At 54.8% G+C, this 11825-nt stretch carries 11 protein-coding genes; 10 read left to right on the top strand and 1 reads right to left on the bottom strand.

What is annotated here, in order from left to right; all coding sequences use genetic code 11:
- Positions 1 to 2 precede the first annotated feature (2 nt).
- The 7 genes from CYPRO_RS15505 to cdaA all read left to right on the top strand — a co-directional run bounded on the left by CYPRO_RS15505 (position 3) and on the right by cdaA (position 8660).
- Positions 3 to 659 carry a TIGR04282 family arsenosugar biosynthesis glycosyltransferase gene (locus tag CYPRO_RS15505; RefSeq protein ID WP_114985480.1) on the top strand — a complete coding sequence of 219 codons (657 nt, stop codon included), beginning with the start codon at positions 3 to 5 and terminating at the stop codon, positions 657 to 659.
- On the top strand, positions 656 to 1366 hold the full coding sequence (locus CYPRO_RS15500; protein WP_114985479.1) for a TIGR04283 family arsenosugar biosynthesis glycosyltransferase: 711 nt from the start codon (positions 656 to 658) through the stop codon (positions 1364 to 1366). Before CYPRO_RS15505 ends, CYPRO_RS15500 begins: the two co-directional genes overlap by 4 nt.
- A gap of 175 nt (positions 1367 to 1541) precedes the next feature.
- Positions 1542 to 4835 carry a TonB-dependent receptor gene (locus CYPRO_RS15495; RefSeq protein ID WP_240644783.1) on the top strand — a complete coding sequence of 1098 codons (3294 nt, stop codon included), beginning with the start codon at positions 1542 to 1544 and terminating at the stop codon, positions 4833 to 4835.
- Positions 4836 to 5038: 203 nt separating this feature from the next.
- A complete protein-coding gene (locus CYPRO_RS15490) occupies positions 5039 to 6262 on the top strand; it encodes an alkaline phosphatase family protein (protein WP_114985477.1) in 1224 nt (407 codons plus the stop codon).
- A 128-nt stretch (positions 6263 to 6390) separates the two neighbouring features.
- Positions 6391 to 6726: a ferredoxin family protein gene (locus CYPRO_RS15485; protein WP_114985476.1), complete on the top strand. Its 336-nt coding sequence runs from the start codon at positions 6391 to 6393 to the stop codon at positions 6724 to 6726.
- Positions 6727 to 7002: 276 nt separating this feature from the next.
- Positions 7003 to 7860: a dihydropteroate synthase gene (gene folP / locus CYPRO_RS15480; RefSeq protein ID WP_240644782.1), complete on the top strand. Its 858-nt coding sequence runs from the start codon at positions 7003 to 7005 to the stop codon at positions 7858 to 7860.
- Complete coding sequence (gene cdaA / locus CYPRO_RS15475) at positions 7857 to 8660, top strand: diadenylate cyclase CdaA (protein WP_114985475.1); 804 nt, start codon at positions 7857 to 7859, stop codon at positions 8658 to 8660. The genes folP and cdaA overlap by 4 nt, the downstream gene beginning before the upstream one ends.
- On the opposite strand, the gene CYPRO_RS15470 is transcribed toward cdaA, so the two are convergent.
- Complete coding sequence (locus CYPRO_RS15470; protein ID WP_114985474.1) at positions 8647 to 9348, bottom strand: SOS response-associated peptidase; 702 nt, start codon at positions 9346 to 9348, stop codon at positions 8647 to 8649. The two genes, cdaA and CYPRO_RS15470, sit on opposite strands and share 14 nt — an antisense overlap.
- 200 nt (positions 9349 to 9548) lie before the next feature.
- On the opposite strand from CYPRO_RS15470, the gene CYPRO_RS15465 reads away from it, so the two are divergent.
- From CYPRO_RS15465 to CYPRO_RS16660, 3 genes are all read left to right on the top strand, one after another.
- Positions 9549 to 10484, top strand: coding sequence for an ABC transporter ATP-binding protein (locus tag CYPRO_RS15465; RefSeq protein ID WP_114985473.1), 936 nt, complete (start codon positions 9549 to 9551; stop codon positions 10482 to 10484).
- The gene (locus tag CYPRO_RS15460; RefSeq protein WP_114985472.1) at positions 10481 to 11260 is read left to right on the top strand and encodes a hypothetical protein; all 780 of its coding nucleotides are present in this window, start codon (positions 10481 to 10483) and stop codon (positions 11258 to 11260) included. Before CYPRO_RS15465 ends, CYPRO_RS15460 begins: the two co-directional genes overlap by 4 nt.
- Positions 11261 to 11459: 199 nt before the next feature.
- Positions 11460 to 11636: a hypothetical protein gene (locus tag CYPRO_RS16660; protein WP_164682858.1), complete on the top strand. Its 177-nt coding sequence runs from the start codon at positions 11460 to 11462 to the stop codon at positions 11634 to 11636.
- Positions 11637 to 11825 lie beyond the last annotated feature (189 nt).

Here is an 11825-nt window from a genome sequence, read left to right as displayed (position 1 = left end):
GTATGAATCAGCCCGAAAACACATCCCCCGAAAAAAAAGCGATCATCTTGTTTTTGAAGCGTCCGATTGCGGGCAAGGTAAAAACGCGGCTGGCGCAAACTACCGGAGCTGAAAAGGCGCTGCGTATTTATGAGTCGCTCGTGCACCTAACTATTGACGCTGCAAGCCGTAGCGGCGCGGACGTTTTTGCATTTATGCATGAGGCGGGCCCGACAGGATTTTTGTTTCCTGCCCGATTTAAAGTGAAAGTGCAGCAGGGGGCAAATCTCGGTGAGCGCATGGCCCATGCTTTTCAGGAGGTTTTTGCTTTGGGGTACGAGCAGCTGATAATCATTGGCAGCGACTGCCCGCAGATGTCGCCGGAGGTGCTAAAGGAAGCCTTTCGCTATCTCACCGCAGCCCCGGTAGTGATTGGTCCGGCTGCCGACGGAGGCTATTACTTGCTTGGCATGCGCGGATACGTGCCTGGTATTTTTGGTCTGAAACAGTGGAGTCACAGCGGGGTTTTTGCGGAAACACAGCAGATTTTACAGCAAAAACGGATGGGCTATGCCCTACTTCCTGAGTTAAGTGACCTGGACACGGAAGCCGATTACAGGCGCCTGAAGCGCTATCTCTCTGATCTGCGTGAAGTGTCAGAAAAAAAGGCAGGCCAGTGAGCAAAGCTTTTGTGAGCGTCATCATACCCGTGTACCGGGAGGCCGGACACATCGGCAGGCTGGTTCATTTTCTGAAACCGCAGCTTGAACAAGACGGACGTGCCGAATGTCTGGTTGTAGACGCGCAAAGCGACGACGGTACCGAAGCGGAAGCCCGCGCAGCCGGTGCCCGCGTATTGCAGTCGCCGCGCAAAGGCCGCGCCGCGCAGATGAATTATGGTGCATCCAAAAGCCGTGGAACCATCCTGTTTTTTCTGCATGCCGATTCATACCCGCCGGAAGGATTTTTGGATGACATCAGAGCCCGGGTGAAGGAAGGGGCTGAGTCCGGCTGTTACCGCCTTGCGTTCGATGAGCCGCTTGCTGTAATGCGGCTGTACGCCTGGTTCACGCGCTTCGATGTGCTGCCTTTTCGATTCGGAGATCAGGGGCTTTTCGTGCAGCGGCCCGTTTTTGAAGTGGAGGGTGGCTTTGACGAAAGCCTGGTGGTAATGGAAGATAACGTGTTCATCAGGCAGCTTCGAAGGCGCAAGCGATTTGTGATCATTCCCAGACAGCTCACAACGTCAGCCCGAAAGTACCGGGAAAACGGTTTTGTACGCCTTCAGCTCATTTTTGCCGCCATATTTGTTCTGCATTATGCCGGCCTTTCTCAGGAAGCTTTGGTGCAGTTCTACAGGGATGTTGTTCGTCAGAACAAAATTTAAGGAGTTAAAAAACCCTGAGTAGCATGTACTTCGTTTCTCAAAATCCTAATTCGTAGCCGTTTTAAATTTTGGCTCCCGGACCAAAAGTTAACACGCAGATAAAGTAACTGTGGGTGGATAAGTGGTAAATTGCTGACGCAGTTCAATCCCTAATTATTCACCACAATAAATGAACATGAAATCATTTATACTGTCTGTTTTTTGTTTGTTGATGATACCGGCACTGGCCATAGGTCAGGGCGTTACTACCTCTACCCTTACGGGTGTTGTAACCGATGATACCGGTGAAACCCTGCCTGGTGCAAACGTGACCGCAGTTCACGTACCCTCGGGTACAACTTTTGGAACCACTACTTTGATGGATGGTTCTTACCGCATTTCAAATATGAGGGTTGGCGGGCCATACACCATCCGCATATCTTTTGTAGGATTCCGCACCTTTGTTGTTGAGGATGTTTTCCTGCGTCTGGGTGAAACCTATGTGCAGAATGCCGAGCTTAGCTCTGAAGATATTGAGCTCGAAGAGTTTGTTGTTACGGCTTTGGGCGACCGTATCTTTAATCAGGAGCGTACAGGGGCGTCAACCAACGTTACGTCTGACCGCATTGCGAGCGTACCGACCATCACAAGAAGCATTAACGATCTCACCAAGCTGACCCCGCAAAGCAGCGGCACAAGCTTCGCCGGTCGCGATAACCGCTTCAACAACTACACCATTGATGGTAATGTGTACAACAATAACTTCGGTCTGGGCAACGCGCAGTTTGCAGCCGGTAACCCCATCAGCCTTGATGTAATCGAAGAAGTACAGATTAACCTCGCGCCCTATGACGTGCGTCAGGGCGGCTTTACCGGTGCTAACGTAAACGCCATCACCCGAAGCGGTACCAATCAGTTCCGCGGCACAGGCTACGTCTTCTACCGCAATCAGGACTTCCTGGGTACCCAAATCGGTGATAATGAAATCAATGTAGAAGATACCTTCACCCGCACCATCGGTGCTTCTGTCGGTGGCCCGATTATTCAGGACCGCTTGTTTTTCTTCTTCAACGCCGAGCTGGAAGAAGCCGATAATCCCGGCGACAACCGCCTTGCCCTGCGTCCGGGTCAGACACCCGACGGAGCACAGATTACCCGCGTGCCCGTCGAGCAGGCGCAGTTTGTACGCGACAGCATTCGCGACATCTACGGATTCGATCCCGGCCGTTTTGAAGACATTGCCTTCGCCAACGAAGCCCTCCGTATCAATGCCCGCCTCGATTTCAACATCAATCAGCAGCACCGTGCGATGGTGCGGTTCAACCTGTTCGATTCCTTTGTTGATAACTTCGTGAACGGGAACAGTATCCGCGGGTTCCCCGGCTCTGAGCGCTTCAGAAACACCAACCGTTTTGGTCCCGAAGCTCTCACTTTCCGGAATACGCACTACTCAACCGACGCTACCGTGACCTCCATTGTTGCTGAGCTGAACTCCTCATTTGGTAACAACCTGGCCAACAGCTTCCGCGTCGGCAACACCTGGAGCACGCCGCAGCAGCGCAGCGTACCCGGCGGCGATGTGTTTCCGATGATTGAAATCTTTGAACCCGAAGGCGGTAATCCGAACGTGTATTACATGGCACTCGGTAACGAGCTGTTCACGGTCGGGAACCTCCTCGAAAACGACACCTTCAACATTGAAAATACGCTGACGTATTTCACGGGCCGCAACACCATCACAGCCGGTGCTTCCTTCGAATACATGACCTTCGCGAATGCCTTTAACCCGGTCTGGAACTCATGGTACCGCTACGCAACCTACGACGACTTTGTCCGCTCTGTGATTGAAGGTGACACAAGCGTTCGCCCCTCACACTTCGCCATCGGCTACACATTTGATGTAGATAACCCAACCGTGTTGCCGCTCGATGAAGTCTCTTTTGCGCAGGTCGGACTTTATCTGCAAAATGAGTTTCAGGTAAATCAAAATCTGAAAGTGACAGCCGGTCTTCGTGTTGACCTGCCGTTTTACCCCATCGACGCCCCGCGTAACGAAGCGGTTGAAGCACTCAACCTCTCTATCCCCAACCCGCGCGGTGGTGCCAATATTGAGCCTGATGTGAGTGCTTTCCCCGGTGTTAATCCACTGTGGTCACCGCGTCTCGGCTTCAACTATGATGTATTTGGCGACAGAAGCACACAGGTGCGCGGGGGAACAGGCCTGTTTTCCGGTCGTCTGCCTTTTGTGTGGATTTCCAATCAGCTCAATGCTAACGGCGTAACCCGCGGACAGCGCGGCTACTTTGCTGACGACTGGGGCACCGGAAACGCCCCTGAGTGGCAGGGTTTCCAGGCCGATCCGAATGTCTACCGTCCTGATCCCGCTACCCTCGACGCGGAAATCCCAAGTCAGATTAACCTCACCGCTGATGACTTCCGTCTGCCACAGGTATGGCGTACCAACATCGCCGTTGATCAGCGCCTGCCTTTCGATATGGTAGGTACCTTCGAGTTTATCTACTCTCAGGACTACAACAGCCCGCTGGCCGTCAACCTCGCAAATCAGCCTACCGGCGAATCGGTAAATGTTGCAGGCAATGCCTACAACACTTACACACAGCAGCTTCCGGGCGCAACAGGTTCAGATCTGCGTGAAGTGTACTACCTCACCAACATCAACAAAGGGAACTACACCTCTGTAAATCTCGGCCTCGAAAAAACCTGGGATATCGGCCTGTTTACCAGCTTCAACTATACCTGGAGCCGTGCCCGCGACTACGGTCTGATTGGCGGTTCGCAGGCACAGTCCCTCTGGCCGGATGTCGTATTCGACAATCGTAACGATCCCGAGATCGGCTACTCCCGTTTCGATACGCCAAACCGCATTGTGGCGCAGGCAACTTACAGCACGAACATGTTCACCGCGCAATTCCCGACCAACATCTCCCTTATTTATGTGGGTGGCGATCAGGGTCGTTACAGCTATACCTACGCCGGCAGCTTCGGCGACGGTTCCGGTATACGCCTTATGTACGTGCCCCGCAACTTCGAAGAGTCACAGCTGGTTGATCTGGTTGATGGCGATGGCAACGTACAGCTCACTGCCGCTCAGCAGTGGGAAATTCTCGACGCATTTATCGAGCAGGATGACTACCTGAGCAGCAACCGCGGCAGCGTAACCGAGCGCAACGGCGCCAAACTGCCCTGGCTGCACCGCTTCGATGTGCGCGTCTCTCAGGATGTACGTTTCCAGAGCCACCGCCTGCAGCTTACCTTCGACGTACTCAACGTGGGTAACCTCCTCAACAACACCTGGGGCGTAGCCCGTGTGCCGGTTGAAAGAAATCCGATGGTATTTACCGGTGCTGATGCCAATGGTAACGCACAGTTCAACATCGCGAACGAAAACCTTCGCGAAAGCTTCCGCGATAACATCAGCATTGCCAGCACCTGGAGTGCGCAGGTTGGTGTACGCTACCTGTTCAACTAACACAGGCCGGCTTTTGAGCCACATGCAAAACTGACCAAGAAAAGGCTGCCTTCCGGGGCGGCCTTTTCTGTTTTCAGGCGTCGCGGCAGCTTGAATCTATAAACCCTTGCAAGCCGGCTTAAAAAAACGTGAAAGCGAAAAACTCTCAAAGAACAAACAGCTAAATTAAAGCATATTAAAACAAGCACCACATTTCCTGAAAAATGAAGCGTAAACTACTGTTACTCAGCGCCCTTATGCTGACATGGGTCCTGACGGGCTGCAATGAAAAAGAAACCGAGCCGAATACCCTCTTATTGGTTTCCATCGACGGCCTCAAACCCTCCTACCTGGAGCGTACCCACACGCCCACCCTCGACAGCCTCATTACTAAGGGCGTACTTGCGGAATCCATGATTCCCGTTTTTCCCACCTCCACCTTCCCGAACCACTATTCACTGGTAACCGGTCTCTACACCGAAAACACCGGCGTAATTTCAAACACCATGTTCGATGAAGAAATCGGACGCTTCTTCCGGCTCAGCGACCGCTCTGCCGTAGGCGATGGCCGCTGGTACGGCGGGGAGCCGCTATGGGTGACGGCCGAAAAACAGAACACCCGCACCGCAACCATGTTCTGGCCCGGCTCCGAAGCCGAAATCAAAGGCATTCGTCCGACCCGCTGGTCCGTGTTCGATAACTCCGTGACCTACGAAATGCGCGCCGATTCCGTACTGACCTGGCTTGCGCTCGAAGACGAAACCCGCCCCGACTTCATCACCCTCTACTTTAGCCGCGTGGACAGCCGCGGGCACTCCCACGGTCCCTACCATGAAGAAACCATGGAAGCGCTGACCTACGTGGATGGTATCCTGAACACCATCATGAACGGCATTCGCGGCATTGGACTCGAAGATCAGGTGAACATCCTCATTACCTCCGATCACGGCATGATCGACCTCTCCGAAGACCGGCTTGTCTTTCTGGATGACATCATCGATCTCGACACGGTCAACGTCATCAACTGGTCCCCGGTTGTAATGCTGCAGCCCACCGAAGGCAACACAGAGCTGGTGTACAATCAGCTGAAAGCCGCCGAAGACAACTTTCGCGTCTTCATGCGGGAAGACCTTCCAGAGCGCTGGCGTTTTGGCGGCCATCACCGCGTGCCCGATGTGGTTGCCGTAGCCGACCTCGGCTGGACTATCACAAGCCGCTCCTTCTTTGAGCGCCGCGGCATTCTCGCCGGTACGCACGGCTTCGACAACGCCTACCCCGATATGCACGCCTTCTTCCTGGCCTCGGGCCCCGACTTCCATGAAGGCAAGGTCATCGAGCCGTTCTCCGTCGTCCACATTTATGAACTCATGGCGCACCTCCTCAACCTTGAGCCCGCAGAAAATGACGGCGACCTTTCCGTTTTACTTCCCATTGTAAACAGGCGCTAAAATTCAGCCGGTTTTAGGGGTGAATGGATTCCTATTTGAATTGGTTTTAAGGTCACTTCGCGATACCTTTGAAGGGAATTTTGATTGTATCAGAATGACTTAACGCCCAACAAATCTCAGCAAAAAATATGGCCTACGTAGTAACTGAACCCTGTATCAATTGTAAATACACCAACTGTGCCTCTGTTTGCCCGGTTGACGCTTTCCGTGAAGGTCCCAACTTCCTGGTTATCAGCCCTGACGACTGCATAGACTGCGACGCCTGCGTTTCAGAGTGTCCCGTTGAAGCTATTTTCCCGGATGATGAAGTGCCCGAAAAGTGGGAACACTACATCGAGTGGAATGAAAAACTCACCGAAAAGTGGGACGACCGCGTGATCAACGAAACGGTAGATCCTATGCCCGAAGCCGACGAGTGGGCTGACAAAGAGAAAACAGTTGATGACATTGTTCAGGACTGGTAATCACAGCACCCCTGTCTTTTTATAAAAGCCGCTGAGCGCCCGTTTAGCGGCTTTTTTATTGTGCAAAACCAGCTTCCCCGGCCTGACGCCTGCCACCGGCTTAGCCCTGCGTTGTTTTTTTTAGGGGGAAATCCCGTGAACATCACGGTCTTTCGTGGCAGCTCAGCGCTCCCAAATCATAATTTGAACCCCTTGCTTTTTGGGCTCCCGGGCGTATCCAAAGCCTTCATCCCAAACAAACCCTCACGCTCACCTGCACACCATACAGCCCAACCGATGACAGACCGCCTAACCAAACTGCAGCTTCAGCGCCGTCCCCTCGTGATGGGGGTGCTCAACCTAACGCCCGACTCCTTTTCGGATGGCGGCCGTTTCGATACCCGCAGCCGTGCCCTCCGCCGCATTGAAGAGATGGCCGCGCAGGGTGCCGCCATCATCGATATTGGCGGGGAATCCACCCGGCCGGGAAGTGAGCCCGTGCCCGCTGCCGAAGAAATCCGCCGGGTGCAGCCGGTTTTTGATGAAGCCGTGAAAGCCTTCCCGGATTTACTCTTCTCCGCCGATACCATGAAAGCGGACGTCGCAAAAGCGGCCCTCGACGCCGGTGCGCACATCGTGAACGACGTCAGCGGCCTGCAGCGCGATCCCGAAAAAGCCCGTCTCGCCGCCGAATACGGTGCCGCCCTCGTAATTATGCACGCGCAGGGTGTCCCCAAAACCATGCAGCAAAACCCGCAGTACGAAGATGTGGTCGCGGAAGTCCGGCAGTTCCTCGAAACGCAGGCCGCCTTTGCCGCGCAGGCCGGGGTGAAGTACATCATCACCGATCCCGGCATAGGATTCGGCAAAACGACGGAGCACAACCTCGCCCTGTTTGCAGGGCTGCCCGAACTCACCCGCCTGCCGTACCCTTTGCTCATGGGCGCCTCCCGAAAATCCCTCATCGGTCACCTCCTCGACGCCCGCCCCGTTGACGGTCGCCTTGCCGGAACCCTCGCGCTGCACTATCACGCGCTCATGGCAGGGGCCGGCATAATTCGGGTGCATGATGTGCAGGAAGCCTCCGATTCAATTCGTATATTTACAGCAATTCGCGACGTTTCCCCCGGTCCCTACAGTACGGAGCCTGCTTGACCTTTTTTGGATTTCTTGATTTTGGCCTTAAAGAGCTGATTGAGACCCTGCTGATTGCAGGTGCGCTCTATTATTTGTACACCCTCATCCGGGGGACCTTTGCCATTTCTGTTTTCTTCGGGCTCATCATCATTTTCTCGGTGAATGCCATTGTGAGCGTACTCGGCCTCACAACGATTAATTTCATCCTGCTGCGAATCACCGACGTCGGGATTCTCGCGCTCGTTATCCTCTTTCAGCCTGAAATCCGGAAGCTGCTCTACCGTATCGGGCATAATACGAGCTTCGACCGCTTCTTTAAAACCAACGAGTCCAATCAGGTGATCGAAGAAGTTATTTCAGCGGTCAAGAGCATGAGCCGCGTCAAAACCGGCGCCCTGATTGTTTTTGCGCGGGCCTCCGCCCTTCAGGATCTCGTAGACGCCGGGCACCGGATTGACGCCGTTGTGTCGTCGCAGCTCATCGAAACCATCTTTCAAAAAGATACCCCGCTGCACGACGGCGCGCTTGTAATCCGCGACGACCGCATTGTGGCGGCAAGCTGCTACCTGCCCATCAGCCAGAATCCTAACATCAGCTCCGTGTTTGGAACACGTCACCGGGCAGCCGTAGGGATCAGCGAAACCAACAATGTTTTCGTGGTGATTGTCTCGGAAGAAACCGGGCGCATTTCTGTTTCCAAAAACGGTTCGCTTACCAGCGGACTCACCATTCAGAAGCTGCGCAAAGAAATGGAAGCGCAGATCGGGAAGGAGCCGACCGAAAATGAAGTCTCCTTCACCGAAACTAAAAAAGAGTAGGCGCCTGCAGGCTTCCGCTGCCCGGCTTCATCAGGTCGGGATGGTTCACGCTTGCTTTGTTTACATCTTCAGGCACTTCCCAAAACTGCATGGCCTCCGCCGGATACGGCTGCAGCATTTCCTGAAGCGCCCCAAGATTGCGCTGTGTCTGGTCGAGCCAGGTGTCGTACTGTTCGGGCCGCAGAATGACCGGCATGCGCTCATGCAGCGGGGCAATCAGCGGATTGGCCTGCGTCGTGATAATGGTATAGGTGAAAACGGACGCGTTCTCCGGACTCAGCCAGCGCTCAAAAAGGCCGGCAAAAGCAAACAGCGGTTCCTCTTTCAGGCTGATGAAGTGCGGCACTTTGGCGGAGCCGCTTTGCTGCCATTCATAAAATCCGTTGGCCGGCACAAGGCAGCGTTTCCGCTCAAAAGCGGGACGAAAACTGGGTTTCTCATGCAGGGTTTCGGAGCGCGCATTCATCATCTTGTAGCCGATGTTCGGCGAATCCGCGAAGGGCGGAATCAGGCCCCACTTCATCAGGGTAATCCCACGCGTTTGCGCCCTTCCGGTGAGCACTACGGGATTGAGCGTGCCCGGCGCGGTATTGTAGCTCGGACCGGGCTCTTCCTCAATCCGGAAGATGGTTTCAAAATGATGTTCAAGCTCGGTTTTGGTTGAAAAGCGCACGTATCGGCCGCACATGTTTTTTTGGTTTTTTTAGGATGATGGGGAAGTTCCGCAGGAAAATAGGGTTCCGGTCCGGCGCAAACAAACAGGCGCATGCGGGATGGCCCCGGAAAATCCTTAACCGTAAAGAATATCTTCAGATTCCTCCCGCATTTATCTATCCGGCAGATTAATTCGTACCTTTGATCCACAGCTTAATTTCACATAACATCCCTATGGAATCAGTTCTCAGACTTTCCGGTCTGACCAAAAACTATGGCGGTATCCGTGCCCTTGACGGGGTATCTATGGCCATACCGCAGGGTGCCGTCTTCGGCCTGCTTGGGCCCAACGGCAGCGGGAAAACGACCCTGCTATCCCTCATTACCGGACTCGCGCACCGCACGTCCGGCAGCTTCATCTGGCAATCGGTTCCCGAAAACACGCCATCTCCGGACGTTGCGGCCATCATTGAAAAACCAAACTTTTTGCCCAAGCTTCGCGCCGCGGAACAGCTCAGCCATATCGCGCGCCTGCGGGGGCTCGGTGAAGCGCACCGCCGCAGCGAAATTCCGCGCCTGCTCGAAAAAGTAGGCCTGTCGCAGGCCGCCGACCGTCCGCTGCAGGCGTTTTCTCTCGGCATGAAACAGCGCTTCGGTATTGCGGCCCTGCTGCTTTCCGACCCGCGCGTGCTCATCCTCGATGAACCCACCAACGGACTCGATCCGCAGGGGATCATCGAAATCCGGCACCTCATCCTGCAGCTTGCCGCGGAAGGCCGCACGATTATTTTGGCAAGTCATCTGCTGGATGAAGTTGAAAAAGTCTGCACCCATGCCGCCATCCTCAAGCAGGGGCGGCTGCTTGATGTCCGCGAAATGCGCGCGGATTCGGCTGGCGGAAGCGGAGAAGCCGCCGGCATGTTAGTTGAGCTGGGCGTTGCGCCGGAACAGCTGCCGGCCCTGTTCCCCCTGCTCGATTCGTTTGGGGCGAAGCCGGAAGCGGCCACAGGGCTGCTGCCGGGCCGGGTACAGGTTCGCCTGAAGCCCGGCGCCGATCCCGCGGCCCTGAACCGCTTTCTGAGCGGACATGAGATCTATCTTGCGCACCTGCAGCACGTGCATGACCGGCTCGAAACCTCATTTCTCAAAGCATTGGAGAACCGCCCGTGAAAGCCCTGATTGTCGTACAGCTGCTCAAGCTGCGCCTGTACCCGCTCTTCTGGCTGGTGCTCGCCCTGTACACCGCCCTCGTGCCGCTCATCTTCCGCGTCTTCTTTTCTGCTCAGATTACCATTAACGAAGAGCAACTTGATATGGGCGCCTTTTTTGCGCTCGACGGCGCCGGACTCTGGCACTACCTGCTGTTCGCCGGCAGCTACGGCGTGCATTTGTTTGTTCTGCTGATGGTCAGCTTCGTAAACCGCGACTTCCGTTTCGGAATCCGTCGGCAGTACCTGCTCGACGGACTCAGCCGCCGGCAGCTTGTCGGCTCGGATGTCAGCCTTGCGGGCCTGTTCAGCCTTGCGGCCATTTTACTGCTCACGCTTGCAACCTACGGACTTGCATGGAGCCGGGAAATCGCCATCAGCACGGCTGACCTGAGTGCGGTTGCGCCCTTTATGCTGACCTATGTGCTGTACTTTTTTGTTTTTATGATGATGGCCCTGTTCATAAACAGCTTCGTGGGTAATACGGCCGGCTCATTTCTGATCGTGCTGTTCTGGAGCCTCTTCATTGAAGGAATCATCCGCTGGATAGATCCGAGCGGCTTAACCGCCTACTTGCCGGTCAACAGCCTGAACGGCCTGATTCCAAGCCCCTTTCGCGCCATGGCCGGCGGCGCCTCCGTCGTGAGTCCCGACACCCTCAAAGCAACCTTCTCCGTCCTCTGGGGCTTCCTCTTTGCCGGCCTCTACCTCTGGCGCACCGAAACCCGCGATTTCTGAAAACTTCTCCGCCCTGCAGAGTCCGGGCGGGGGCAACATTGCTTTAACAAAACCCGGATTCAAAGAAGGATACCAAAGATTGCGTATTTGCCTAACGGAAATCCTCTGTCCCCCAATCCAAATAAAGGCCGAAAATGCAATTAAGCCGCCAGCTCCGGTAGGAGCGACACCTTTGTAGCATAAAACGCCACCCCCTTCAATGTACGCGAGCGCCGCAAGGCGCGCAGTGACCCCGGGCGAAGCCCGAAATAGCGAAGACCCGCGCAAATTTGCTACGACCTCCCAAACGCGCAATTACCAAAAGCGCGAAACCGGAAACCCGAAACCCCGCTACCCGGAACGCTCCAATTTCCAAGCCGGTGCGCCTGACGGGTGAACGGCCCGCTGTTGCCGCTTCCGGATTGCGGATGGCGCGGGCAGACGGTTGCGGACACAGCACACATCCCCCGAAAAAAAGCGCTGTACCACATGGCCCGGCCTGGCTTTCAGAAGGCAATAAATATTTGGGGGATTGTTCTATATCAGTTTGAAATAGCGTATTTTAGCTGGTTTACAACTGTAAATT

The organism is Cyclonatronum proteinivorum, from assembly GCF_003353065.1.
Lineage (GTDB): Bacteria > Bacteroidota > Rhodothermia > Balneolales > Cyclonatronaceae > Cyclonatronum > Cyclonatronum proteinivorum.
This window is presented reverse-complemented; position numbering and strand designations above follow the sequence as displayed.